Source organism: Pseudomonas sp. R2-7-07 (assembly GCF_003852355.1).
GTDB lineage: Bacteria > Pseudomonadota > Gammaproteobacteria > Pseudomonadales > Pseudomonadaceae > Aquipseudomonas.
Genome location: NZ_CP027759.1, coordinates 4434486 through 4458603, shown reverse-complemented (window position 1 = coordinate 4458603; position 24118 = coordinate 4434486). Strand labels below are relative to the sequence as shown.

The 24118-nt window shown below is 60.1% G+C and carries 24 protein-coding genes; 12 read left to right on the top strand and 12 right to left on the bottom strand.

Annotated elements, in window-relative coordinates; genetic code table 11:
- Nucleotides 1-63: 63 nt before the first annotated feature.
- Together C4J86_RS20470 and C4J86_RS26895 are read right to left on the bottom strand one after the other, a co-directional pair.
- A complete protein-coding gene (locus C4J86_RS20470; RefSeq protein WP_124368134.1) occupies nucleotides 64-1023 on the bottom strand; it encodes a leucyl aminopeptidase in 960 nt (319 codons plus the stop codon).
- Nucleotides 1024-1096: 73 nt separating this feature from the next.
- On the bottom strand, nucleotides 1097-1234 hold the full coding sequence (locus C4J86_RS26895) for a hypothetical protein (RefSeq protein WP_003237751.1): 138 nt from the start codon (nucleotides 1232-1234) through the stop codon (nucleotides 1097-1099).
- Nucleotides 1235-1880: 646 nt separating this feature from the next.
- On the opposite strand from C4J86_RS26895, the gene C4J86_RS20465 reads away from it, so the two are divergent.
- From C4J86_RS20465 to arfB, 4 genes are all read left to right on the top strand, one after another.
- Nucleotides 1881-3311, top strand: a complete 1431-nt coding sequence (locus C4J86_RS20465) for an amino acid permease (protein ID WP_124371670.1) — start codon at nucleotides 1881-1883, stop codon at nucleotides 3309-3311.
- Between the two features lie 10 nt (nucleotides 3312-3321).
- Nucleotides 3322-3501 carry a hypothetical protein gene (locus C4J86_RS20460; RefSeq protein WP_124371669.1) on the top strand — a complete coding sequence of 60 codons (180 nt, stop codon included), beginning with the start codon at nucleotides 3322-3324 and terminating at the stop codon, nucleotides 3499-3501.
- A 135-nt stretch (nucleotides 3502-3636) separates the two neighbouring features.
- A complete protein-coding gene (locus tag C4J86_RS20455) occupies nucleotides 3637-5055 on the top strand; it encodes a type III effector (protein WP_124371668.1) in 1419 nt (472 codons plus the stop codon).
- A 120-nt stretch (nucleotides 5056-5175) separates the two neighbouring features.
- Nucleotides 5176-5589, top strand: coding sequence for an alternative ribosome rescue aminoacyl-tRNA hydrolase ArfB (gene arfB / locus C4J86_RS20450; RefSeq protein WP_017847165.1), 414 nt, complete (start codon nucleotides 5176-5178; stop codon nucleotides 5587-5589).
- On the opposite strand, the gene C4J86_RS20445 is transcribed toward arfB, so the two are convergent.
- From C4J86_RS20445 to C4J86_RS20435, 3 genes are all read right to left on the bottom strand, one after another.
- Complete coding sequence (locus C4J86_RS20445) at nucleotides 5586-6782, bottom strand: MFS transporter (RefSeq protein ID WP_124371667.1); 1197 nt, start codon at nucleotides 6780-6782, stop codon at nucleotides 5586-5588. The two genes, arfB and C4J86_RS20445, sit on opposite strands and share 4 nt — an antisense overlap.
- A gap of 104 nt (nucleotides 6783-6886) precedes the next feature.
- The gene (locus tag C4J86_RS20440; RefSeq protein ID WP_124371666.1) at nucleotides 6887-7069 is read right to left on the bottom strand and encodes a hypothetical protein; all 183 of its coding nucleotides are present in this window, start codon (nucleotides 7067-7069) and stop codon (nucleotides 6887-6889) included.
- 314 nt (nucleotides 7070-7383) lie between these two features.
- Nucleotides 7384-7695, bottom strand: coding sequence for a DUF962 domain-containing protein (locus tag C4J86_RS20435; protein ID WP_124368130.1), 312 nt, complete (start codon nucleotides 7693-7695; stop codon nucleotides 7384-7386).
- A 162-nt stretch (nucleotides 7696-7857) separates the two neighbouring features.
- Between C4J86_RS20435 and C4J86_RS20430 the strand changes: the two genes are divergently transcribed.
- The gene (locus C4J86_RS20430; protein ID WP_124364135.1) at nucleotides 7858-8916 is read left to right on the top strand and encodes an AraC family transcriptional regulator; all 1059 of its coding nucleotides are present in this window, start codon (nucleotides 7858-7860) and stop codon (nucleotides 8914-8916) included.
- Here the strand turns inward: C4J86_RS20430 and C4J86_RS20425 are convergent.
- From C4J86_RS20425 to C4J86_RS20395, 7 genes are all read right to left on the bottom strand, one after another.
- Nucleotides 8873-10327 (bottom strand): TrkH family potassium uptake protein, encoded by a 1455-nt coding sequence (locus C4J86_RS20425; protein ID WP_124364134.1) that lies wholly within the window; start codon nucleotides 10325-10327, stop codon nucleotides 8873-8875. The genes C4J86_RS20430 and C4J86_RS20425 overlap by 44 nt on opposite strands.
- Before the next feature lie 246 nt (nucleotides 10328-10573).
- The gene (locus tag C4J86_RS20420) at nucleotides 10574-11914 is read right to left on the bottom strand and encodes an imelysin family protein (protein WP_124364132.1); all 1341 of its coding nucleotides are present in this window, start codon (nucleotides 11912-11914) and stop codon (nucleotides 10574-10576) included.
- 127 nt (nucleotides 11915-12041) lie between these two features.
- Nucleotides 12042-14093, bottom strand: coding sequence for a bifunctional diguanylate cyclase/phosphodiesterase (locus C4J86_RS20415; protein ID WP_124364131.1), 2052 nt, complete (start codon nucleotides 14091-14093; stop codon nucleotides 12042-12044).
- Nucleotides 14094-14303: 210 nt separating this feature from the next.
- The gene (locus tag C4J86_RS20410) at nucleotides 14304-14483 is read right to left on the bottom strand and encodes a hypothetical protein (RefSeq protein WP_104504514.1); all 180 of its coding nucleotides are present in this window, start codon (nucleotides 14481-14483) and stop codon (nucleotides 14304-14306) included.
- A 155-nt stretch (nucleotides 14484-14638) separates the two neighbouring features.
- A complete protein-coding gene (locus C4J86_RS20405) occupies nucleotides 14639-15235 on the bottom strand; it encodes a superoxide dismutase (protein ID WP_065949384.1) in 597 nt (198 codons plus the stop codon).
- A gap of 177 nt (nucleotides 15236-15412) precedes the next feature.
- Nucleotides 15413-16015, bottom strand: a complete 603-nt coding sequence (locus C4J86_RS20400; RefSeq protein ID WP_124371665.1) for a LysE/ArgO family amino acid transporter — start codon at nucleotides 16013-16015, stop codon at nucleotides 15413-15415.
- A gap of 5 nt (nucleotides 16016-16020) precedes the next feature.
- Nucleotides 16021-16422 (bottom strand): ACT domain-containing protein, encoded by a 402-nt coding sequence (locus C4J86_RS20395; protein ID WP_124371664.1) that lies wholly within the window; start codon nucleotides 16420-16422, stop codon nucleotides 16021-16023.
- A gap of 97 nt (nucleotides 16423-16519) precedes the next feature.
- Between C4J86_RS20395 and C4J86_RS20390 the strand changes: the two genes are divergently transcribed.
- From C4J86_RS20390 to C4J86_RS20360, 7 genes are all read left to right on the top strand, one after another.
- Nucleotides 16520-17413 carry a LysR family transcriptional regulator ArgP gene (locus tag C4J86_RS20390; protein ID WP_124371663.1) on the top strand — a complete coding sequence of 298 codons (894 nt, stop codon included), beginning with the start codon at nucleotides 16520-16522 and terminating at the stop codon, nucleotides 17411-17413.
- A gap of 52 nt (nucleotides 17414-17465) precedes the next feature.
- Nucleotides 17466-18464 carry an NAD(P)-dependent oxidoreductase gene (locus tag C4J86_RS20385; protein WP_124368122.1) on the top strand — a complete coding sequence of 333 codons (999 nt, stop codon included), beginning with the start codon at nucleotides 17466-17468 and terminating at the stop codon, nucleotides 18462-18464.
- Nucleotides 18465-18585: 121 nt separating this feature from the next.
- A complete protein-coding gene (locus C4J86_RS20380) occupies nucleotides 18586-19410 on the top strand; it encodes an ATPase (RefSeq protein WP_124371662.1) in 825 nt (274 codons plus the stop codon).
- A gap of 202 nt (nucleotides 19411-19612) precedes the next feature.
- The gene (locus C4J86_RS20375; RefSeq protein ID WP_124371661.1) at nucleotides 19613-20872 is read left to right on the top strand and encodes an AGE family epimerase/isomerase; all 1260 of its coding nucleotides are present in this window, start codon (nucleotides 19613-19615) and stop codon (nucleotides 20870-20872) included.
- A gap of 104 nt (nucleotides 20873-20976) precedes the next feature.
- Entirely contained in the window at nucleotides 20977-22263 is a 1287-nt protein-coding gene (locus C4J86_RS20370) for an ABC transporter substrate-binding protein (RefSeq protein WP_124368119.1), read from the top strand.
- 108 nt (nucleotides 22264-22371) lie between these two features.
- Complete coding sequence (locus C4J86_RS20365; protein WP_124364123.1) at nucleotides 22372-23280, top strand: carbohydrate ABC transporter permease; 909 nt, start codon at nucleotides 22372-22374, stop codon at nucleotides 23278-23280.
- Complete coding sequence (locus C4J86_RS20360; protein WP_034115702.1) at nucleotides 23273-24118, top strand: carbohydrate ABC transporter permease; 846 nt, start codon at nucleotides 23273-23275, stop codon at nucleotides 24116-24118. Before C4J86_RS20365 ends, C4J86_RS20360 begins: the two co-directional genes overlap by 8 nt.

The following is a 24118-nucleotide window of genomic DNA, read 5'->3' as shown; positions in this document are numbered from 1 at the left end:
ACCACCGCAATCGGGAGCAAGCCCCTCCCACATTTGGGTCTCCAGTGTTTTCGAGACCGGTGTTCAGAACGCAAACGTCCCATCAAACACCGGCTTGTCATCCAGCGCCAACACCCCGCTGGCAAAGATCAAGTCCAGGTGATGGCTGCCTTTCTGCCCGCCACCCAACCCCAGGTGCAAGCCGCAATGGCGCTCTTCAAAGCCTGCGTTGCGCGCATACAAATCCTTCACGCCTTCATTGGTGCCAATCCCCAACTCCTCCACACGGCGGTTGGACGGGTTGGCATTCAGGTACTTGTTGAAGTCATCCGCCAGCCCCGGCACGTCGCTGGCCACGCTGCAGATGGTGGAGTTCTCGATCCACAGTTCCAGGGGTGACTCCAGCACGCCGTATTTGCGCGCAAAGGGGATGGTGCTGAGAAACGTGCCGACAAACCGCACTTGCCCGTTGATGGCTTCGCTGTGGGTAGCGATCTCGCCAGGGGCCAGGTCGTGGTTGCCGACGCCGTTGATATTGGTCCACTTTTTGATGCTGCTCATCGGTGCTTCAAGGCGTGAGCCGTGCTTGTCGGTGAAGCTCAGCACGCTGGCCTCGGACATGCGCCGGATCAACGTGGCGTTGAGGTCGGCGATACGCTGCGGTTCGACGCTGAAGGTATCGTAGAAGTAGTCGCCGTAGTCCTTGAACAGCAGCGACTTTTTCCAATGTTCGGCCATGACGCCGTGCAACGCTCGGATGAAGTCCGGGCCTTCGGCACGCGGGTTGGGCAGGGTCGAGGAATCGTAGAGAAACAGGTACAGGTCGCAGGCTTCGATGGCCTGGGCCAGGGTTTCGCTGGCGCTCAGGTCCAGGCGCTGCACCTGGAAATTGAAACGGGCGGCGCTGCCTTGGGTGATTGCCTGGGCGATGGCGTCGTAGCGTTCGGTATGGCCCAGCAGCACGGTAGGGCGGTTCACGCCCTGAAGGGCCGGGTGGTGAGCGAGGTAGTAGAGAAAATGTTCGACAGCGCGGGCCTTGTCCATGACGAGTGTCCTTCTGTGCCTTGGGTAAGGGGGCAGGTGCCGTGCACGGCACCTGCCGGATGCCTGCCGGGTATTAGAAAGGCCACATCGCGGTGCCAAATGGCACAACGGCATCAGCTTGCATCATTTCAACGGCGGCCTCATGGGTCGGCGCTTCAAACCAATCGTCAAGTTGCAGTTCAGTTTCCAGGTCTTTTTCCAGTGCTTGCATGGTGTATCTCCTAGAGGACGTTGTTTGAGAACGGCTTGCCAGCGGCTCGCAGGCAAGTGAAGAGAACCTAGGAGAGAGTGTTTCAAAATGCAAAATATTTATTGACACGGTTTCATTTGGATTTTTTCTTCGGTTTTTTTGACGCTATTTTTTATTCAGGTAAAACAGCGGATTGGCTGAACCGATTCTTCAGACGAGTCTGACTGACAATTTTCCGTAAACCGTCATTTGAGCCTGACCGTAAAGCCAATTTTCCGCTGCGTAACGTTAAGTTTACGTGGTCGGCCTTCGCGCTTTGGGTGCAAATCCCCTGTAAGGAATACCTGACAGATTGTCGGGTGCACGTTCGTGGTGCGTGCCGAAGCTGTCGAGCGGTGTACAATGCGCCGCGTTTTACTGTGACCCCCTCTTGCGTATCCACGCAAAGGCCAAGACCCAGGGTGTATCCGCCCTGATCACTCCGTCCGGCCACGAGCCAGACGGGTTCGATTTCGTCACAGATAAAAACAAACAGGTGACGCATGACCGCTAGAAAGACGCTGTACTCCTGGTGCCTGCGCTGGGGTTTGAGCGGCGCTGCTTGAGTCGGTAATTCAAGGCAGCAACCTGCATTCAACCTCTTCAAACCTTGCGTGAGACCTTTTTCATGAGTGGACCCCATTCCTCTTCAGGCGAGCTGAAACGCGGCCTGAAAAATCGGCATATCCAGTTGATCGCCCTCGGTGGCGCCATCGGCACCGGCCTGTTCCTCGGCTCGGCCGGGGTACTCAAGTCTGCCGGCCCATCGATGATCCTGGGCTATGCCATCTGCGGCTTTATCGCCTTCATGATCATGCGCCAGCTCGGCGAAATGATCGTCGAAGAGCCGGTCGCCGGTTCCTTCAGCCATTTTGCCCACAAGTATTGGGGCGGTTTCGCCGGTTTCCTGTCGGGCTGGAACTGCTGGATCCTGTACATCCTGGTGGGGATGTCGGAGCTGACCGCAGTCGGCAAATACGTGCACTACTGGTGGCCGGAGATTCCGACCTGGGTCTCGGCGGCGGCGTTCTTCGTGCTGATCAACCTGATCAACCTGGCCAACGTCAAAGTCTTCGGTGAAGCCGAGTTCTGGTTCGCGATCATCAAGGTAGTGGCCATCGTCGGCATGATTGCCCTGGGCAGCTACCTGCTGGTCAGTGGCAGCGGTGGTCCGCAAGCTTCGGTGAGCAACCTGTGGGACCACGGCGGCTTCTTCCCCCATGGCGTGGGCGGGTTGGTGATGGCCATGGCGATCATCATGTTTTCCTTCGGTGGCCTGGAAATGCTCGGGTTTACCGCCGCCGAAGCGGACCAGCCACGCACCGTGATCCCCAAGGCGATCAATCAGGTGATCTACCGCATCCTGATTTTCTACATCGGCGCGTTGGTGGTGCTGTTGTCGCTGACGCCGTGGGACAGCCTGCTGGCCACCCTTAATGCGTCGGGCGATGCCTACAGCGGCAGCCCTTTCGTGCAAGTGTTCTCAATGCTGGGCAGCAACACCGCCGCGCATATTCTCAACTTCGTGGTATTGACGGCGGCGCTGTCGGTTTACAACAGCGGCACCTACTGCAACAGCCGCATGCTGTTGGGCATGGCCGAGCAGGGTGACGCGCCGAAAGCGCTGGCCAAGATCGACAAGCGTGGGGTGCCGGTGCGTTCGATCCTGGCGTCGGCGGCCGTTACGCTGGTAGCGGTGTTGATGAACTACTTCATCCCGCAACACGCGCTGGAGTTGCTGATGTCGCTGGTAGTGGCCACGTTGGTGATCAACTGGGCGATGATCAGCTTCTCCCACATCAAATTCCGTCAGCACATGGACCGCACTGGCCAGGTGCCGCTGTTCAAGGCGCTGTGGTACCCATATGGCAACTGCGTCTGCCTGGCGTTCGTGGTGTTTATCCTGGTGATCATGCTGATGATTCCGGGTATCCAGGTGTCGGTGTATGCGATCCCGGTGTGGGTGGCGTTTATGGCTCTGTGCTATTGGTTGAAAAACAAGCGTAAGGCGCACGCTGCCCACGCTGCCTTGGCTACGCCGCAGACGGTACTGGAGTAGGCCCATTGCCTTGAATAAAGAACCCGGCTTATCGCCGGGTTTTTTGGTGTCCGGTAAACCGGATGAATTAACGCTTGTTACAGACAAAGGCAAACAGTTGCATAAAGAATTATTGGCGCCGAGCAACGATCCCAGCAATGTCCTGCTGGCGGGCCAGTGCCAGACGCGCATCTGGCACCCCCTTGCCTGAGTCTTGCGTTCGATCGTGATGGGGCAGGGGCGTGCTTAGCGTCTTCCTTGGAGTCCAAACATTCCTGCGGGAACGATTACTCAGATAGCACTCACTCAGCGTTGAGATTCATCTGTTCGCGACGGGGAGTTCACCATGTTCGATATGTCACGTTTTACCCCACAGGTCATAAACCCAACCGTGTCTTTGCCGCTGGCCCACCAGAGCCATACCCTCACCGAAAACGCTCAGGTGGAAGCCAATTTAGGGCGGTTCGCGAGTGAGAGCACAGCCGCTCACAAAACGATTGATAGGTTACTGGCCAGCCTCATCAGGCTATTTACTTTGGTTGAGGGCAGTGAGCTGAAGGCCACTGCCAAAATGTTCAGCAGCTACTCCTCTGACGTCCCAAACTTTGGAGTGATCGGCCAGTTGGCGGCGGGTGGTTTCAACCGTATCCTCGATGAGGCACGTCAGGGTAGCCCTCGCATGCACTGTGCGGATGAAGAACCGCTGACATTGCGAGAAAAGGCTACCGCGTTTTTTAACCTGAGCAATTCAGCGTATTTCAGGGAAACCTTGGAGCGCATCCACGGCTCAAGTGAACTGAAAAGTCAGGTTGCCGATATTATCGATGTGCCTTATCTGGAGTCCAAGGCGTTCGGACCGGCTCGTGGTAGTACCCAGGAGCATCCGCTACCCGAACAGCTGATGCTTTATACCTTCAGCAATGAAAACACTGAGGATGCGTCACGCAATCCGCACCTTTATGAATCCATCAAGGAAGTAAACGGTCGCACGGTCGTGAGTAACCCGGCAAAAGCCGGTGGCAGCTTGACCAAAGTGCAGAACGACTTCCGTGAAGCGGCGCCGCTGGCGAATAAAGTCTGGGCGACAGCCGCCGACCTTAAAGCCGACAACCGCCTGAGCTCGCGTGAACTTGATTTTGCCCGTCTGAACCCGCGCAACCGCGTAGACCGAGATGACGGGCAATTTGGTTACCAGGGGCCAGTTAAAAGCCAGGCGACCCTGCCGTTGGCGCACCTTGTCGTTCCTCGGGGCAACGGCTTCGCGGTCTGGCGGGTCAAGCAAGACAGCGGCTTTGCCAAAGACGCGGCTTTGCAGGACAAACCGATCGTGGCGGGGCCCTCCGGAACCACCGACCGTTTCATGACCGCCGCTCGCTTGCTGGGCAATGGGCTGCTCAATGGACTGGGGCTCAACCAGCCGAAGGCCGGCGAGTCCAGTGAACAGACCGAGGTGAGAGCGCAACGGGAAATGAAGGAGTTGGTGCGGTGGATGGCCACCGGGTATCTGGTGGATGACAACCATCACTCCATGATTGAGGTCAATCTTGGGGCAGCGAACCACGGTTTACCGGTGCAATGGGGTCCGTCGCTGTATCGCGAGCCTTTCAGCGCCCCGATCCAGACCCCTCAGTTCAGTATTTCCAGCTCGCAGGTCATCAGCGGCCTCAGCAGGCGGCCGCAAGTGAACGTTCACTATGAAAGATATCGCCATGATTTGCAGGGTAGTCAGCGAGCTAAGGTAACGCCGGATGGACGGGTGATTTGAGTTCAGCGATGCGCAGACTGATAGTTGCTTTAGAGGCTGATCGCCTGACAAACGCTGTTTACAACGAGGGGCGGGTATTGATCGAGTATGCTGGTCGATCTGAACCAAGGACCTGTTCCAATGCTGGTAATTTCCAACAACGTGCACCTGCCCGACGCCGAAATCGAGCTGACCGCCATTCGCGCCCAGGGCGCCGGGGGGCAGAACGTCAACAAGGTTTCCAGCGCGGTGCACCTGCGTTTTGATATTCCCGCATCGTCGCTGCCGGAATTCTACAAGGAGCGGCTGTTGGCATTACGCGACAGCCGTATCACCAGTGATGGCGTGCTGGTGCTCAAGGCCCAGCAATATCGCACCCAGGAACAGAATCGCGCCGATGCGCTGGAGCGCCTGGTGGAGTTGATCCTCAGCGCAACCAAAGTCGAGAAGAAACGCCGCCCGACCAAGCCGACCCTGGGCTCGAAAAAGCGTCGCCTCGAATCCAAGACCAAGCGCGGCAGCATCAAGGCCGGGCGCGGCAAGGTCGACTTCTAGGCCTCGCGTGCTTCGCGGGCCTTGGGCGCCTGGCGGTACAGGTACACACTCAGCAGCAAGCCACCCAGGGCGGCGAGGGCGGCGAACAGGAAGATCGATGCAAAGCCGAAGCCTGCCGCCACAGCCCCGGCCAATGGCCCGGTGATACCCAGCGATAAGTCGATGAACAACGAATAAGCCCCCACCGCCGAACCGCGACTTGAGGCGGGCACCAGGTTGACCGCTTCCACCCCCAGCGCCGGAAATACCAGGGAAAAGCCAAACCCGCTCAACGCCGCGCCCGCCAGGGCCAGGTTGGCGTCCGGCGCCAGCCACAGCAACAACAGCCCAAGGATCTCCACCGACAGGCAGGCAATCGCCACGCGAAACCCGCCGATACGGTTGATCAGGTTGCCGAACAGCAGGCGCGCACCGATAAAGCTGGCGCCAAACAAGCTCAAGGCCCACACCGCGTTATCCCAATGCTGGGTGGTGTAATACAAGGTGATAAAGGTCGCGATGGTGCCAAAGCCGATGGAGCCCAACGCCAGCGCGCAGCCGTGCGGTAACACCCGCCCTAGCACGTTCATGAACGGCAGACGCACGCCGGTTACGATGGGCGCGGCGACCTTGTTCCAGGCCAGCAACAGGCCGATTGCCGCCAGCAGGAGGATGCTGACGCCCATGCTCCACAGTCCGAAATTTCTTACCAGTAATACGCCCAACGGCGCACCGACCGCCAAGGCGCCATAACTGGCGATGCCATTCCAGGAGATGACCTTGGCGGTGTTCGCCGCACCGACCCGGCCGATGCCCCACCCGATGGCGCCCGAGCCCACCAGGCTTTCAGCACTGCCCAACACCAGGCGACCGATCAGCAGGCTGGCGAGGCTCAAGGCCGGCAGGCTTGAACACCACGCCGCGAGCAGCATGAACACACCGCTCAAGCCACACCCCGCCAGGCCGATCAACACCGCGCGCTTGCTGCCCAGGTTGTCGATGATTTTGCCCGCGTACGGGCGGCTCAGCAGGGTGGCCAGGTACTGCACGCTGATCACCAGGCCGGCAATCACCGCGCCATAGCCCAGTTCGCTATGCACATAGCCCGGCAAAACGGCCAGGGGGATGCCGATATTCAGGTAACCGATAAAGGTGAACAGCACGATGGAAACGACTTGCAGCGTGACCGCCATGGGGCGCTGGGTATCTGGCATGGGAGAGGTCCACTGTCGCAGCAGGTAAAGATAGGCTGCTAATGATACCGGTGGTTTGGCTCGCGTAGGGCGTTAAAGCGCAAAAACCTCAGATCGGGAAGACCTCAGGTTTGCGCAGGGGCCAGCAGTTGGGTGGTGACCAGGGCGGCCAAGGCGTTTTCCTGGGTACCGAAGCGCTTGAGCAACGTGGCTTGTTTGTCCGCGCTGAGGCGGTTCCACACCTCGACCATTTGCAAGGCGGCGTCGAGGACGGCGGTGTCCGGGGAATCGGGAAGGGTGTCGGTCATGGCGGGTATCCCAGGGTTCAGGCAGTGTGGAAAACGCTTGAAGTGGCGCTTTCCACACGGTCTGGTACGGCGTCAGTCCTGGCGTTTGCTGTCGACTGGTTTGGCTTGTTTGGCCTCAGGCTGCTTTGGGCTGGCCTGCTGCGGTGTTGGCTGCTCTGTTGGGTGCAGGCTTGGGAAGGGGAGATTAGGTATCTCGTGCATCGTCGTCGCTCCTCGCAAGGTCTGTTTTAAATCGCGGGTGATTGCGCGCTCTCAAAAAGCCTTGGCAGGATACAGCACTGTAAATGACAAATAGACTTTTATATCCACGAAAACTAGAACGGCACCTTGCCCAGAATCATGTCGCGGTACATCACAAAATCACCCAGCAGGCTGTAAAACGGGTGCTGAAAGGTCGCCGGGCGGTTTTTTTCAAAGAAGAAGTGGCCGATCCAGGCAAAGCTGTAGCCGGCAATCGGCACGGCCAGCAGCAGGCCCAGCGAGCCTCGACCCACGGCATACGCCAGAATGCCGATCACGAGGGTGGTGCCGATAAAGTGCAGGCGTCGGCAGGTGCTGTTGCCATGCTCTGCCAGGTAATACGGGTAAAACTCGGCGAAGCTGTTGAATCGCTTGAGATTTTCCACTGTGGCCGGCCCTTTGATTGTTATGCCGCCCAACAGATGTTCGGCGGGGAGCTTATTGGAGTCTAGAGTGATCGATGGTTACAGCCAGTGACAATAGATGCCACTTTAGTATCCTTGCCTTCCTGGCCTGCCATTCAGGCCCGCTTTATTCAAGAAGACGCCATGAGCGAACGAACAACTTCTGCAAGCTGGGCGATGGGGATAGTCAAGGCCTTGGAAATGGACGGCCTGGATTGCCGGGCCCTGTTCCAACAACTGGGGCTGGACTACGCCGCCCTCAGTGATCCCGACGCACGGTTTGCGCAAGACGCCATGACCCGTTTGTGGCAGCGCGCGGTGGAGGTGTCGGGCAACCCGGCAATTGGCCTGAACATGGGGAAAGTGGTGCGCCCGGCATCGTTTCATGTGGCCGGTTATGCCTTGATGTCCAGCAACACCCTGGCCGAAGGCTTCGGACGCCTGGTGCGTTACCAGCGCATCATCGCCGAAAGCGCCGACTTGAGCTTCCGCTTGTTACCCGAGGGGTATGCGCTGATTCTGACAGTGCACGGCGACCATCTGCCGCCCACCCGGCAAAGCGCCGAAGCCTCGCTGGCCAGCGCGTTGGCGCTGTGCGGCTGGCTCACCGGGCGCACCCTGCAACCGCGTAAAGTACTGTTGCAAGGCGCTCAGCCGGTCGACCTGGCGCCCTATAAACAGGTGTTCCATGCGCCGCTGGAATTCAATGCGCCCTATGACGCGCTGATTTTCGAACAGGCTGACATGGATGCCCCGCTGCCCACGGCCAACGAGGCCATGGCGCTGCTGCATGATCGTTTTGCCGGAGAATACCTGGCGCGCTTTTCCGAAAGCCGCGTGACCCACAAGGCACGGCAAGTGCTGTGCCGCCTGCTGCCCCAGGGCGAACCCAAGCGCGAAGTGGTGGCGCAGACGTTGCACCTGTCCCAGCGTACCTTGCAGCGGCGTTTGCAGGAGGAGGGCACCAGCTTCCAGACGCTGCTCGATGACACCCGCCGCGAGCTGGCCGAGCAATACCTGGCGCAGCCGAGCATGACCTTGCTGGAAATTGCCTACCTGTTGGGGTTCGCCGACCCGAGCAACTTCTTTCGCGCGTTTCGCCGCTGGTTCGACGCCACGCCCGGCGAATACCGGGCGCGGTTGCTGCAAGCGTCGAGCGTCAGTGACGCCAGAACGCCGGAATACAAAGCACAAACACCGTAATAATTTCCAGCCGCCCCAGCAGCATGCCCAGCGACAGAATCCACTTGGCCGCATCCGGCAGGCTGGCGAAGTTGCCGGCCGGGCCGATGGTTTCACCCAGGCCGGGGCCGACGCCGGATACGGTGCTGGCCGCGCCGGTCAACGCGGTCATCCAGTCCAGCCCCAGCAGTGACAGGGCCAGCGCGATGGCGCAGATGGTGATGGCGAAGAAAAACGAAAAGGTCAGGATCGAGCGTACGATTTCTTCGTCGAGACGATGGCCGTTGTACTTCTGTTTGATCACCGCGCGTGGGTGAATCAGCTGGTTAAGGTTGGCCTTGAGCAGGATATAGGCAACCTGGAAGCGGAAGATCTTGATCCCGCCGGCGGTAGAGCCCGAACAGCCGCCGATAAAGCCCAGGTAAAAGAACAGCATCAGTGAGAAATTGCCCCAGAGGCTGTAGTCCCCCAGCGCGAAACCGGTGGTGGTCACCACCGAGGTGACGTTCAACGCCACATGGCGCAGGGCGTCCAGCCAGTGCAGGTTGGTGGTCCACCAATACCAGGTGCCAAGCACCAGCCAGGTCACCAGCAGCAGGCCGAGCAAACCCTGCACCTGCTGGTCTTTGATCAGCGCCTGGCGGTTGCCGCGCAATGTCGCCACATACAGGGTGAACGGCAAGCTGCCGAGGATCATCACCACTACCGCCACCCAGTGCACCGCCGGTTGCTTCCAGTGCGCCAGGGATTCATCGGAGGTGGAAAACCCACCGGTGGAAATCGCCGACATGGCGTGGTTGATCGCATCGAACAACCCCATCCCGGCCCACCAGAACGCCAGGCTGCCAAGGATGGTGATGCCCACATACGCCGCAACGATCAGCCGCGCCACCATATGGGAGCGCGGCATGACCTTTTCCGAACGGTCCGAAGATTCGGTCTGGAACAGGCGCATGCCGCCGATGCGCAGCAGGGGCAGGATCGCCACCGCCATGCCGATAAAGCCGATGCCGCCGAGCCAGTGCAACAGCGAGCGCCACATCAGGATGCCCGGCGACATGCTGTCCAGTCCACTCAACACCGTGGACCCGGTGGCCGTGATGCCGGACATGCTTTCAAAAAACGAGTCGGTGTAGCTGATGTGCTGGGTCAGCAAAAACGGCAGCGCCGCGAACACGCACACCACCACCCAGCTTGTCACCGTCAGCAGGTACATGTCCCGCGGGCGCAGGTGCACATGCTCGGGGCGACCGGGAATGACCAGGGCCAGGCCGGCGATAAAGGTGATCATGCTGGCCCACAGGAAAGACGGCAGGTCGCCGGTGCGTTCGAAGATCACCAGGGTGGCCATGGGCACGACCATGGCGATCGCAAGCGTGATCAGGAAGATGCCGATGATGAAACCGATGATGCGCAGGGTCGGCAACGCCATGAAGTTCGCTCTGAAGATTGGGCAGAGGCGCCATTCTACCTGCGGTGCCGGTCTTGTAAACCGAGGGTTTGGAAGCGACATAGAGCAAATTGTGGGAGGGGGCTTGCTCCCGATGGCGGCGGGTCAGCAAATACATTTGTCACTGACACACCGCTATCGGGAGCAAGCCCCCTCCCACATAGGTTTTGTGGTGAAGATGGCGCAAAAAAGGCGACCCAAAGGTCGCCTCATTCAACTGCGCCTCGATCAGAACTCGTGATCAGCGCTGTCCGGGTTCAGGTCGCTGATGCCCAGTTTGCCCGCAGCGGCTTCGATTGAACCGGTCTGCTTGACCAGCGCAGCGATTGCGTCACGCACGATCTGGTTACCCGCATCGTTACCGGCTGCGATCAACTGGTCGTAGTGCTCGCCCTTGGCGGCGTGGTCAACCATCACTTGGATCTTCGCTTCGGTCGCCGCCAGGTCAGCCTTGAGGGCTGCATCGGCCGCCGGGTCGGCTTTCGCGACCAGGGACGACAGGCTCGGGCCGGTCAGCTTGTTGCCGTCGACGCGGGTGTACTCGCCCAGGTAGACGTTGCGGATGCCCTTGGCGTCATAGAAGTGCGAGTTATGCGTGTTGTCGCTGAAGCAGTCCTGCTCGTCTTCCGGCGAGTTGGCCTCCAGGGACACCTTCATGCGTTCGCCAGCCAGCTCGCCGAGGGACAGGCTGCCCATGCCGAACAACATTTTGCGCAGGCCGTCGGTAGCCGGTTCCGACTCCAGGGTGGCGCGGTAGTTGTCTTCGACGTTGGGCTTCCAGTTGCCGACCATTTCCTGCAGGTCGCTGACCAGCAGTTGGGTCACGGCGCGCAGGTAGGTACGACGACGCTCGTTGTGGCCGCCGGTGGCACCGTCACCGGTCATGTAGTCCGAGGCCGGACGGTTGCCGGCGCCTGGACCGGTACCGTTGAGGTCCTGGCCCCAGAGCAGGAATTCGATGGCGTGATAGCCGGTGGCGACGTTGGCTTCGGAACCGCCCAGCTCATTGAGGCTGGCGAGTTTTTCCGGGGTGATCTCCTTGACGTCGACCTTGTCTTCGCCGACCTGGACCTCGGTGTTGGCGATGATGTTGGCGTTGGCGCCTGGGTTGCCCAGTGCGTGTTCGTAGGATTTGTCGACATAGTCGATCAGCCCCTCGTCCAGGGGCCAGGCGTTCACCTGGCCTTCCCAGTCGTCGATGATGGTGTTGCCGAAGCGGAACACTTCACTCTGCAGGTAAGGTACGCGCGCAGCGATCCAGGCGGTACGGGCCGCTTTGAGCGTGTCGTCGTTCGGGTTGGCCAGGAAGGTGTCGATGGCGGTCTGCAGGGTTTTCGCGGTGGACTCGGCGTCGCTGTACACCGCAAATACCATGTCTGCGTAATGCGCGACCACGGCCTTGGCGGCAGCCTCGTCGACCTGGCCTGCAGGCGCGGCTGGCGCTGGGGCGGTAGTGCTGGCAGCGGCAGGCGCCTGAGGCGCGGCGGCCTTGTCTTTACCTTCGCCGCAACCGGCGAGAGAAATAGCGATAGCCAGCAGACTGGCGGTGGCCAGGGGCATACGAATCATGGCGAACATCCTGCTTCGGTTGTTGATAGGGCGCGCGCGCGGGCGCAAAAGCTGCGACATAATGCGAAAGATTTGCATTTTGTGTAAAGGCTTATACGCGTGAAATATTTGGAATCGTTCGCCCCGCTCAAAGAATCGCCGCGTTATTGCGTTCCGATTGCTTCAAGTAAGCCGCCAACTCCCGGGCCGGCAGCGGTTTGCTGTAGTAGTAACCCTGGCCTTCATGGCAGCCCTCGGAAATGATGTAGGCCTCCTGTTCGGCGGTCTCCACACCTTCGGCAATCACCTGCATGCCCAGGCTTTTGCCCAGTTGGATAATCGCCCGCACGATGGTCGCATCGTCGTCTACGTCCAGCAGGTCCTGGACGAAGCTCTTGTCGATCTTGATCTTGTCCAGCGGCAGGCTTTTGAGGTAACTGAGGGATGAATAACCGGTGCCGAAGTCATCGATGGCGATCAGCGCCCCCGAACGACGCAGGCTCAGCAGGTGTTGGGCGGCGGTGCTGATGTCTTCCATCAGGCCCGTTTCGGTGACTTCCAGCTCCAGGCTGCGCGGCGGCAGGCGATAAATCTGCATCAGGTTGTTGACCACCCGCGGCAACTCGGTGTGGTGCAACTGCACGGTGGACAGGTTGACCGCCATGCGCAGCTCGGTGAAGCCCTGGTCATGCCATTCGCGCAGTTGGCGGCACGCCTGGTCAAGCACCCATTCGCCGATGGGAATGATGGTGCCATTCTGTTCCGCCAGCGGGATGAACAGGTCCGGCGGAACCAGGCCGTGTTCCGGGTGCTGCCAGCGAATCAACGCCTCTACACCGACCACGCGCAGGTCGCGATAGCTGATCTGCGGTTGGTACACCAAGTGGAACTGGTCGCGGCTCAAGGCATCGCGCAGGTCTTTTTCCAGCTCACGGCGCCGACGCATTTCGCTGTCGACGCTGGCGATATAGAACTGATAACGGTTGCGCGAGCGGCTTTTGGCCAGGGTCATGGTCTGTTCGGCTTTCTGCAGCAATTTCTCCGTGCTGTCGCCGTCTTCCGGGAACAAGGTGATGCCGATGGTGGCGCGCAAACGAATCTGGTCCTGGTCGAGGGCGAATTCCGCTTCCAGGTCATCCAGGATGCTTTGCGCCAGCTCGGCGGCTTCGTAGGGCTGGTCGATATCGGCTTGCACCAGGGCGAACTGGTCGCCCCCCAGGCGTGCGAGCGCGCCGAGGCGACCGCTATGGGCGCGCAAACGATCGGCCAGCGCCAGCAGCAGTTTGTCGCCGTTCTGGTAGGTGAATTGTTCGTTGACGCTCTTGAAGTCATCCAGCCCCACACACAATACCGCCACCCGGCGCTGACGACGGCCGGCATCGGTCAGGATCCTGTCCAGTTGCTCCTGCAGCTTCTGGCGGTTCGGCAGGCCGGTGAGAAAGTCATACTGGGCCATGCGCAACAGGCTGGACTCGGCCGCGTGGCGCAGGTGGGTGTTGCGTTCGATGGATTCGAGCAACTGGTTGGCGGTGTTTATCCACAGGCCCAGCTCGTTGCGCTCATGCCCCTTGAGCTGCGGGATCTTGTGCTCGCTGGGCCGGTCCGGGTTGATCGACGTCAGGTGTTCGATAATCCGCGACAGCGGTTTGGTCAGCAGCCAGTGATACACCAGGTACAGCACCAGGCCCATGGCCAGGGCGCGCAGCACGCCGGAAATAAAGATGATCACTGAGCTGACAATAAAGCCTTCGCCGTAGGTGGCGGTGTCGAGGGTGATGCTCAGGTCGCCGTAATACTCGCTGTAGGGGCCCTTGCCGACCAGTGCGGTGGTAAAAGTGCGCTCCTGCCCGAGAATCAGGTCGGTCAACCAGCGGCTGGAAGAATGCTGCAAGGCACGGCTTTTTTCCGCGAGCATGGTTTCGTTGGGGTGACCGATGGACGCGACACGCACGGCGTCATCCTGAAACAGCCCTTCGATCACCTGCATGCCCATTTCGCGGTCCAGGCTATACACGGCCTGGGTCGAGGGGTCGCGAAACATGTCGAGAATACGTTGGGCATCACCGGCCACGGCCTGGCGCGTCTTGTAGGCATCGAACACGATCTGCGCCACGCTCAGCGCTACGCCCACGATCAATGCCGAGAGCAAGACAACCCGTAGCAACTTCACCGACAAGCTGTTTTTGAGTTCCAGCTTCAAAGGGGCATTCCTTGTCTCATGCGGGTGGCCTTCAATATGCCATGAGTATTGGCAATCGGGCGATGGCAGTCAAAGGAACATTGGCGCGCAAGGCGACTTCACACCTGACAGAAAGGAAAAAACCAGAAAAACGGCGGATTCGTTCCGCCGTCTGACTGTTTGACTAACGCGCTGCATGCCAACGGTAGCTTGGCATTTCAACCGCATTGATTAACTGACTGAAAAATCAATCTTCGGCGGTGGCGGTGGCATGTTGTCCTCACCGGGACGCTCTGGTGCTTTCGCGCCACCTTCATCGCCGCCGCCACCTGCACCACCGGCAAGGCCTTTCATCAGGCCGCTGATGAGTTGCATCGCCATCTGCCCGCCTGCTTTTCCGATTTCTTCCATCTTTTTTCTCCAGAAGAGCGCGAGAGGGTTATTCCTCTCACTCAGTGCGTGGCAAATTCCCTTCGGCGAGTTCCACGATTCCAACCAACTCGCTACTTTCCAGCGCCCATGAAAAAGCCCGGCAATCGCCGGGCTCTGTCTACTGCAAGCGTTGCTTAGGCAGTGAAGGTCTTGCCTTCGAACTGCTCGGCCACGAACTTCCAGTTGACCAGGTTCCAGAACGCTTCTACATACTTCGGACGCACGTTGCGGTAGTCGATGTAGTAGGCGTGTTCCCAGACATCGCAGGTCAGCAGCGGGGTGTCGCCGTTGGTCAGCGGGTTGCCTGCGCCGATGGTGCTGGCCAGGGCCAGGGAACCGTCAGCCTTCTTCACCAGCCAGCCCCAACCGGAACCGAAGGTGCCGATGGACGTCTTGCTGAACTCTTCCTTGAACTTGTCGAACGAACCGAACGCAGCGTTGATGGCTTCAGCCAGTGCGCCGGTAGGTTGGCCGCCGGCGTTTGGCGCCAGGCAGTTCCAGTAGAACGTGTGGTTCCAGACCTGAGCGGCGTTGTTGAAGATACCGCCCGAGGAAGACTTGACGATTTCTTCCAGGGTCTTGCCTTCGAACTCGGTGCCTGGCACCAGGTTGTTCAGGTTCACGACATAGGTGTTGTGGTGCTTGTCGTGGTGATACTCCAGGGTTTCCTTGGAGATGTGCGGCTGCAGGGCATCGTGTGCGTAGGGCAGCGGCGGCAATTCGAAAGCCATGATGATTCTCCTAATCAGGTCAGTTGCGGTGAGCGCAAGGCCGATCACGGGCGGCCAAACAAGCGCCGGCGAGTCTGTACTCTTTGCGGCGCAAGTTCGGGATCATAGCACCGGGGGTGCGGCAAAACCACGCAACAACTGTGTGGGATAGAGGTTCCAGAGCCTTTTGGAATAAGTTCATGGCGCACTGATTAATTGGTAGGTCACGCTGAACATCATCACGGCCACCAGCAGGTCCAGCAGGCGCCAGGTGGCCGGGCGTGCCAGCCAGGGCGCCAACCACGCCGCGCCGAGGGCCAGCGTTGCGAACCACAGCAACGAAGCGCTGGCGGCGCCTGCTACATACGCGCCCGGTTCGGTTTGTTGCGCGCCCAGTGAGCCGATCAACAGCACGGTGTCCAGGTAAACATGGGGGTTGAGCAGGGTCACCGCCAGGGCGCTGAGCAACACCGCGCGCAATGAGCGCATCTTGAGGTGTGCGCCTTGCTCCAGGCTCTGTTTCGAAAACGCTCGACGCAACGCCAGGGTGCCGTACCACAGCAGGAACGCCGCGCCGCCCCAACGGGCAATGCCCAGCAGCAGCGGGCTTTGCGCCAGTACCGTCGCCAGGCCGAATACGCCGGCTGCCACCAGCAATGCATCGCACACCACGCACAACGCGGCCACCGGCAGGTGATGTTCACGGCGCAGGCTTTGCGCCAAGACAAAGGCGTTTTGGCTGCCGATCGCCATGATCAGACCGAGGGACACCAACAGCCCATTCAGATAGCTTTGCCACATAAGGTTTACTCCGCGTCCGCCGCCAACTGGTGCAACACCTGCATGGCGCGCTCGGCATCCGTGCGACCGACAAACAGGTGGTCGTGGTAATAACCGGCGATCACGTTGCAACTGATACCTGCCTTTCCCAGCGCGCCGGCGAACGCGGCGGTCAGGCCCACCGCTTCGAGGGCTGAATGCACATTCAAGGTGATCCATGCCGCCACATAGTCGAAGGCCAGGCCGGCCTGCTCGGCGTGCCGGCGCTCCAGGATCAGCGTCAGGCCTTCCTGCTCGCGAAAGCTGCCGATCACCTCGCAACTGGCTGGGATACGGTGATCGGGCAGGGTGCAGAACACGTAGTCACCGTCATTGAGCTGAGGGCTCATGCTGCGCAACAGGGTTGCCAGGGCAGTTTCGCCAACCATGGGAGTTCCTTATAAAGAGAGAAGCGATGCTGGCTATTCTCTGGGTACAGGCTGTATAAGAAAAATCAATATTGCTGATCGCTCATTAGAGAAACTGATGTTCGACTATAAATTGCTTTCCGCGTTGGCGGCCGTAGTGGAACAGGCGGGCTTCGAGCGCGGCGCGCAGGTGCTGGGGCTGTCGCAGTCGGCCGTGTCCCAGCGCATCAAGCTGCTGGAAGCGCGCGTCGGCCAACCGGTACTGGTACGGGCAACGCCGCCGACCCCCACCGATATCGGCCGGCGCTTGCTCAACCATGTGCAACAGGTGCGGCTGCTGGAGCGCGACCTGCAAAGCCAGGTGCCTGCGTTGGACGAAGAAGGCATGCCCGAGCGCTTGCGCATCGCGCTGAACGCCGACAGCCTCGCCACCTGGTGGGCGCTGGCGGTGAGTGATTTCTGCGCCGAACAGCACTTGCTGCTGGACCTGGTGGTAGAGGACCAGACTGTCGGCCTCAAGCGCATGCGCGCCGGTGAAGTGGCGGCCTGCATCTGCGCCAGCGAGCGCCCGGTGGCCGGCGCCCGCAGCCTGGCGCTTGGCGCCATGCGTTATCGCGCATTGGCCAGCCCCGCGTTTATCGCGCGACACTTCCCCGCTGGCGTGCAGGCCGACCAACTGGCCAGTACTCCGGCCCTGGTGTTCGGACCGGATGATTTCCTGCAACACCGTTACCTGGCTTCGCTCGGGGTGAACGGTGGTTTCGAGCACCATTTATGCCCGTCGTCCGAAGGCTTTATCCGCCTGACGGAAGCCGGCCTGGGCTGGGGCCTGGTACCCGAACTGCAGGTACGCGACCAACTGCAAAACGGCCTGTTGGTCGAATTGCTGCCAGATAAGCCCATCGACGTGCCGCTGTACTGGCATCATTGGCGCAGCGGCGGGCAACTGTTGGGCCTGTTGACCGAGCATCTGGCACAGGTCTGTGGGCAATGGTTGGTGCCGTTGAAGTGATGGCGGGCGTCAAGGCAACAGCGATGAAAAACGAAAGAACATGGGGTAATGCATGAAGATTCTGGTCACCGGCGCAAGCGGCTTCATCGGCGGGCGCTTTGCGCGTTTCGCCCTGGAGCAGGGCTTGGACGTGCGGGTCAACGGGCGACGTGCCGAGGGTGTGGAACATCTGGTGCGGCGCGGGGCCGAGTTTATCCAGGGTGATCTGAACGATGCCGACCTGGTGCGCGCGCTGTGCCGTGACGTCGAGGCCGTGGTGCATTGCGCCGGTGCCGTCGGGCTGTGGGGCAAGTATCAGGATTTCCATCAGGGCAATGTGCTGGTCACCGAGAACGTCGTCGAAGCATGCCTCAAGCAGCGGGTCGGGCGGTTGGTGCATCTGTCCTCGCCCTCAATCTATTTCGATGGGCGCGACCACTTGGGGCTGACCGAAGAGCAAGTGCCCAAGCGCTTCAAGCATCCTTATGCGGCGACCAAATACCTGGCGGAGCAGAAGGTCTTCGGGGCCCAGGAATTCGGTCTGGAAGTGCTGGCCCTACGCCCGCGTTTCGTCACCGGTGCCGGTGACATGAGCCTATTCCCGCGTCTGTTGAAGATGCAGCGCAAGAACCGCCTGGCCATCGTCGGTGACGGCCTCAACAAGGTCGATTTCACCAGCGTGCACAACCTTAACGAGGCGCTGCTCAGCAGTTTGCTGGCGCCTGGTTCGGCGTTGGGCAAGGCCTACAACATCAGCAATGGCACGCCGGTGCCGGTGTGGGATGTGGTCAACTACGTGATGCGACAAATGGACCTGCCGCAGGTCACCCGCTATCGCTCCTATGGTTTGTCCTACAGCATGGCGGCTTTGAATGAGGCGTTCTGCGCAATGTGGCCGGGGCGGCCGGAGCCGTCGTTGTCGCGCCTGGGCATGCAGGTCATGAACAAAGATTTCACCCTCGACATCAGCCGGGCGCGGCATTATCTCGACTATGAGCCCAAGGTCAGCCTGTGGAGCGCCCTCGACGAGTTCTGTACCTGGTGGAAGGCCCAGGCCCCGGGCCACGCTTAAGCTCACAACAACATCGGGAACCGTATTGAGGGTTGCGTGTCGACCCATGCGCCGAGCGTAGGGTTTATACTCGCGCCGCTCGGCTTTCCAGCCGGCCATCTCATTGATTCAGGATAGATTCATGCGTAACGATGCTAAAGACGACTTCGACAACGTTCCCAGCCTGCGGGCTGATCTCGGGGACGATGATGATTTCGTGCCGACTGCCGCCACCTCGGTGCGCTCGCGGACGACGCCTGTGGTCAAGGTTAAACGGGCGAACACCGGCCCGTTGTGGGCGTTGGTCGGCGCATTGCTGATCGCCTTTGCCGGCCTTGCCTGGTGGAGCTTCCAGCAGATTTCCCTGATGGGCCAGCAACTGGTCGCCACCCAGGAAAGCTTTGCGCGTATCAGCGAAGAAGCGGCGGGGCGCCTGCAGGATATTTCCGGCAAGGTCGTGGCCAGCGAAGCCAATGTGAACAACGGCAGCGAAGCCCTGAAATTGCAGATCAAACAGTTGGAAGCCCAGTTGCTCGAGCAGGGCAAGCAACAAGTGGGCGTGGCCGGCCAAGCCACCGCGCTGGACCAGCGCCTGGCACAGATGAGCGCCAGCACCACTGAGCTTGCGAATGCGAATGCCAAATTGCAGGGCCAGGTGCAGGCCCTGACCGATGCGGTCGCCAGCCTCAAGGCGGCACAGGTTGAGACCAAGGACCTGGCTAACGACGTGGCGGCCTTGAAGAAGCAAGGCAATCCGACGGCGGCCATCGCCCGTCTTGAGCAGGACGTGCTGGTCCTCAAGAGCGCGCAGGAGAATCAGCCCGTCACCACTGATGCGCCGACCAACAAGGAATTCGACGTGTTCCGCATCCAGACCACGCGCAATATCACGACCTTGCAAAGCCAGGTGCAGAACCTGAATCAACGTCTCAATGCGCCGGCGGCGGTCACGCCGCTAGGTCAATGACTCGTTCTGTGGACTGTGAATGAGGCCAAACTGTGGGAGGGGGCTTGCCCCCTCCCACATTTGAATCTGTATTAGTTAAGTAAATCTCTGTCGTGCTCAAATTTGTCACCGTTCGGTGACATTTATCTTCGCCTTCGTTACTTGCCGCTTTCATGCCCTTGTTTAGACTCCGGTCACCCATAAAAAATAACAAGGGCTACCCATGACCATGCAACCACTGCCTGCCAGCAGTTGGCTGAACGCACCTGCCCATCACGCCTGGCTCGCGGCCGAAGGCCAGCGCCTGCTGTCATTTGCCAAGGCTTCGCGCCTGCCGCACGGCTTTGGCAACCTCGACGAGCGAGGCCAGCTGCCGGCCGATGCCCATGCCGAAACCATGAACACTGCCCGTATGACCCACAGCTTCGCCATGGCCCACGCCATGGGGCTGCCCGGTTACGCCGAGCTGGTAGCCCACGGCGTCGCGGCCCTCAGCGGCCCGTTGCACGATAGCGAACACGGTGGCTGGTTCGCCGCGCCCGATGCCATCGATGGCAATACCGGCAAGGCCGCTTACCTGCATGCGTTCGTCGCCCTGGCCGCCAGCTCTGCGGTGGTGGCCGGTGCACCCGGTGCACACACCCTGTTTAACGATGCGGTCCATATCATCGACCAGTTCTTCTGGAGCGAAGAGGAGGGCGTGATGCTCGAATCTTTCGCCCGCGATTGGAGCGGCGTCGAAGCCTATCGCGGCGCCAACAGCAACATGCACGCCACCGAAGCGTTCCTCGCCCTGGCCGATGTCACCGGTGACACGCGCTGGCTGGACCGCGCATTACGTATCGTCGAGCGCGTCATCCATACCCATGCCGCCGGTAGCCACTTTATGGTGATCGAGCACTTCGACGCCCAGTGGAAGCCTTTGCCCGCTTACAACGAAGACAACCCCGCCGACGGTTTCCGTCCCTATGGCATCACCCCCGGCCATGGCTTCGAATGGGCGCGGCTGGTACTGCATCTGGAAGCCGCGCGCCTGCAAGCCGGGCTGCCCACGCCGGACTGGTTGGTGAGCGATGCCCAAGGGCTGTTTGCCAGCGCCTGCGACTATGCCTGGGCCGTGGATGGTGCGCCGGGCATTGTCTACACCCTGGACTGGAACAACCGCCCGGTCGTTCGCGAACGCCTGCACTGGACCCATGCCGAAGCCAGCGCCGCGGCCCAGGCGCTGCTCAAGCGTACCGGTGAGTTGCATTATGAAATCTGGTACCGGCGGTTCTGGGAGTTTTGCGAAACCCATTTCATCGACCGGCTCCATGGCAGCTGGCACCACGAACTCAGCCCGCACAACCAGCCCAGCAGCAAAATCTGGGCGGGCAAACCGGACCTGTACCATGCCTGGCAAGCCGTCGTGTTGCCGGCGCTACCCTTGGCACCCAGCCTGGCCAGTGCATTGGGCAGTGGACGCTATGTCACCAAGTGGTGACATTTGTACGTCCCTTTGTTACCTGCGCCCGGAAAATCCCTGTTTAAACTCCGTGCAGCGCAAGCTCTAGACTTGCATGCATAACAACAAGAAAAGGTATTCAGATGAACGCGATTAATCGCCTCGCCGTAGCTATTTCCGTTGCCTCGTTGTTTCCCCTCAGTGCATTTGCCGCCGACTCGAAAGGGACGGTTGAAGTGGTGCATTGGTGGACCTCGGGCGGTGAAAAAGCGGCTGTCGATGTCTTGAAGGCCCAAGTCGAGAAAGACGGCTTCACCTGGAAAGACGGCGCTGTTGCAGGTGGCGGCGGTGCCACTGCAATGACTGTGCTGAAAAGCCGTGCGGTCGCCGGCAACCCACCTGGCGTCGCCCAGATCAAAGGCCCCGACATCCAGGAATGGGCGTCCACCGGCCTGCTCGACACCGACGTGCTCAAAGACGTCGCCAAAGAAGAAAAATGGGACTCCCTGCTCGACAAGAAAGTCTCCGATACCGTGAAGTACGACGGTGACTACGTCGCCGTACCGGTCAACATCCACCGCGTGAACTGGCTGTGGATCAACCCGGAAGTCTTCAAGAAAGCCGGCATCACCAAGAACCCCACCACCCTCGAAGAATTCTATGCCGCCGGCGACAAACTGAAAGCGGCGGGCTTCATTGCGCTCGCTCACGGCGGCCAGCCTTGGCAGGACAGCACCGTGTTCGAGGCGGTGGTGCTCTCGGTGATGGGTGCCGATGGCTACAAGAAAGCCCTGGTCGACCTGGATAACGGCGCACTGACCGGCCCGGAAATGGTCAAGTCGCTGACCGAGCTGAAGAAAGTCGCGACCTATATGGACGTTGACGGCAAAGGCCAGGACTGGAACCTCGAAGCCGGTAAAGTCATCAACGGCAAGGCCGGCATGCAGATCATGGGTGACTGGGCCAAGTCCGAATGGACCGCCGCCAAGAAAGTCGCCGGCAAAGACTACGAGTGCGTAGCGTTCCCGGGCACCGACAAAGCCTTCACCTACAACATCGACTCCCTGGCGGTGTTCAAGCAGAAAGACAAAGGCACTGCCGCTGGCCAGCAGGACATCGCCAAAGTCGTGCTGGGTGAAAACTTCCAGAAAGTGTTCAGCATCAACAAGGGTTCGATCCCTGTGCGCAACGACATGCTGAACAAAATGGATTCGTACGGTTTCGACTCCTGCGCCCAGACGGCGGCCAAGGACTTCCTGACCGATGCCAAGACCGGTGGCCTGCAGCCAAGCATGGCGCACAACATGGCCACCACCCTGGCGGTACAAGGTGCGTTCTTTGACGTGGTCACCAACTACATCAACGATCCGAAAGCCGACCCGGCCGACACCGCCAAGAAATTGGGCGCTGCGATCAAGTCTGCGAAGTAGGTTTTAAGCTGCAAGTTTCAAGCTACAAGCTACAAGCTGGTGCGTTGTTGTCTTGACGCTTGCAGCTTGTAGCTTGCAGCCATCTTTACCTTTTTCTTGGATTTTCCCATGAGTTCTGTTGCTGTGTTCAGCAAGGCCTCGCCGTTCGATGCACTGCAGCGCTGGCTCCCTAAACTGGTGCTGGCGCCGAGCATGTTCATCGTGCTGGTGGGCTTTTATGGCTACATCCTGTGGACGTTCGTGCTGTCGTTCACCACCTCCACCTTCCTGCCCAGCTACAAGTGGGCTGGCCTGGCGCAATACGAGCGGTTGTTCGACAACGATCGTTGGTGGGTAGCGAGCAAAAACCTCGCCGTGTTCGGCGGGATGTTCATCGGTATCACCCTGGTGATCGGCGTGCTGCTGGCGATTTTCCTCGACCAGAAAATCCGTCGCGAAGGTTTCATTCGCACCATTTACCTGTACCCGATGGCGCTCTCGATGATCGTCACCGGTACCGCCTGGAAATGGCTGCTCAACCCGGGCATGGGCCTGGACAAATTATTGCGCGATTGGGGTTGGGAAGGCTTCCGTCTCGACTGGCTGATCGACCCCGACCGCGTGGTCTACTGCCTGGTGATCGCCGCCGTGTGGCAAGCCTCGGGCTTCATCATGGCGATGTTCCTGGCGGGCCTGCGGGGCGTCGATCAGTCGATCATCCGCGCCGCGCAGATCGACGGCGCGAGCCTGCCACGCATCTACTGGAGCGTGGTGCTGCCAAGCCTGCGTCCGGTGTTCTTCAGTGCGGTGATGATCCTGGCGCACATTGCGATCAAGAGCTTCGACCTGGTGGCGGCGATGACCGCTGGCGGCCCGGGCTATTCCTCCGACCTGCCGGCCATGTTCATGTACTCGTTCACCTTCAGTCGCGGCCAGATGGGCATGGGCTCGGCCAGTGCAATCCTGATGCTCGGTGCGATCCTCGCGATCATCGTGCCGTACCTGTATTCCGAGCTGAGGACCAAGCGCAATGACTAGTCTCGCCGCTAAACCTGCCATCAGCCTGAGTCGCATCGCGATCTACGCGGTGCTGATCCTTGCGGTGCTGCTGTACCTGGTGCCGCTGGTGGTGATGCTGCTCACCAGTTTCAAGACGCCTGAAGACATCAGCACCGGCAACCTGCTGAGCTGGCCGACCGTGGTCAGCGGCATTGGCTGGGTCAAGGCCTGGGCCACCGTGGACGGCTACTTCTGGAACTCGATCAAGATCACCGTGCCCGCTGTGCTGATCTCCACGGCCATCGGTGCGTTGAACGGCTACGTGCTGTCGTTCTGGCGCTTTCGCGGTTCGCAGCTGTTCTTCGGCCTGTTGCTGTTCGGCTGCTTCCTGCCGTTCCAGACCGTGCTGCTGCCGGCGTCGTTCACCCTCGGCAAGATGGGCCTGGCCAGCACCACCACCGGCCTGGTGTTCGTGCATGTGGTCTACGGCCTGGCGTTCACCACGCTGTTCTTCCGTAACTACTACGTGAGCATTCCGGATGCGTTGATCAAGGCGGCCCGCCTGGACGGTGCCGGTTTCTTCACCATCTTCCGTCAGATCATTCTGCCGATGTCGACGCCGATCATCATGGTCTGCCTGATCTGGCAGTTCACCCAGATCTGGAACGACTTCCTGTTCGGTGTGGTGTTCTCCAGCGGCGACTCGCAGCCCATCACGGTGGCGCTGAACAACCTGGTCAACACCAGCACCGGGGCCAAGGAATATAACGTGGATATGGCGGCGGCGATGATTGCCGGGCTGCCGACCCTGCTGGTCTATGTGATCGCAGGCAAGTATTTCGTGCGCGGCCTGACGGCCGGCGCGGTCAAGGGGTAA

Excerpts from the sequence above, each read along its gene's own strand:
- C4J86_RS20470 (WP_124368134.1), bottom strand. The coding sequence starts at position 1,023 with ATGGACAAGGCCCGCGCTGTCGAACATTTTCTCTACTACCTCGCTCAC.
- C4J86_RS26895 (WP_003237751.1), bottom strand. The coding sequence starts at position 1,234 with ATGCAAGCACTGGAAAAAGACCTGGAAACTGAACTGCAACTTGACGAT.
- C4J86_RS20465 (WP_124371670.1), top strand. The coding sequence starts at position 1,881 with ATGAGTGGACCCCATTCCTCTTCAGGCGAGCTGAAACGCGGCCTGAAA.
- C4J86_RS20455 (WP_124371668.1), top strand. The coding sequence starts at position 3,637 with ATGTTCGATATGTCACGTTTTACCCCACAGGTCATAAACCCAACCGTG.
- arfB (WP_017847165.1), top strand. The coding sequence starts at position 5,176 with ATGCTGGTAATTTCCAACAACGTGCACCTGCCCGACGCCGAAATCGAG.
- C4J86_RS20445 (WP_124371667.1), bottom strand. The coding sequence starts at position 6,782 with ATGCCAGATACCCAGCGCCCCATGGCGGTCACGCTGCAAGTCGTTTCC.
- C4J86_RS20440 (WP_124371666.1), bottom strand. The coding sequence starts at position 7,069 with ATGACCGACACCCTTCCCGATTCCCCGGACACCGCCGTCCTCGACGCC.
- C4J86_RS20430 (WP_124364135.1), top strand. The coding sequence starts at position 7,858 with ATGAGCGAACGAACAACTTCTGCAAGCTGGGCGATGGGGATAGTCAAG.
- C4J86_RS20425 (WP_124364134.1), bottom strand. The coding sequence starts at position 10,327 with ATGGCGTTGCCGACCCTGCGCATCATCGGTTTCATCATCGGCATCTTC.
- C4J86_RS20420 (WP_124364132.1), bottom strand. The coding sequence starts at position 11,914 with ATGATTCGTATGCCCCTGGCCACCGCCAGTCTGCTGGCTATCGCTATT.
- C4J86_RS20410 (WP_104504514.1), bottom strand. The coding sequence starts at position 14,483 with ATGGAAGAAATCGGAAAAGCAGGCGGGCAGATGGCGATGCAACTCATC.
- C4J86_RS20405 (WP_065949384.1), bottom strand. The coding sequence starts at position 15,235 with ATGGCTTTCGAATTGCCGCCGCTGCCCTACGCACACGATGCCCTGCAG.
- C4J86_RS20400 (WP_124371665.1), bottom strand. The coding sequence starts at position 16,015 with ATGTGGCAAAGCTATCTGAATGGGCTGTTGGTGTCCCTCGGTCTGATC.
- C4J86_RS20395 (WP_124371664.1), bottom strand. The coding sequence starts at position 16,422 with ATGGTTGGCGAAACTGCCCTGGCAACCCTGTTGCGCAGCATGAGCCCT.
- C4J86_RS20390 (WP_124371663.1), top strand. The coding sequence starts at position 16,520 with ATGTTCGACTATAAATTGCTTTCCGCGTTGGCGGCCGTAGTGGAACAG.
- C4J86_RS20385 (WP_124368122.1), top strand. The coding sequence starts at position 17,466 with ATGAAGATTCTGGTCACCGGCGCAAGCGGCTTCATCGGCGGGCGCTTT.
- C4J86_RS20380 (WP_124371662.1), top strand. The coding sequence starts at position 18,586 with ATGCGTAACGATGCTAAAGACGACTTCGACAACGTTCCCAGCCTGCGG.
- C4J86_RS20375 (WP_124371661.1), top strand. The coding sequence starts at position 19,613 with ATGACCATGCAACCACTGCCTGCCAGCAGTTGGCTGAACGCACCTGCC.
- C4J86_RS20370 (WP_124368119.1), top strand. The coding sequence starts at position 20,977 with ATGAACGCGATTAATCGCCTCGCCGTAGCTATTTCCGTTGCCTCGTTG.
- C4J86_RS20365 (WP_124364123.1), top strand. The coding sequence starts at position 22,372 with ATGAGTTCTGTTGCTGTGTTCAGCAAGGCCTCGCCGTTCGATGCACTG.
- C4J86_RS20360 (WP_034115702.1), top strand. The coding sequence starts at position 23,273 with ATGACTAGTCTCGCCGCTAAACCTGCCATCAGCCTGAGTCGCATCGCG.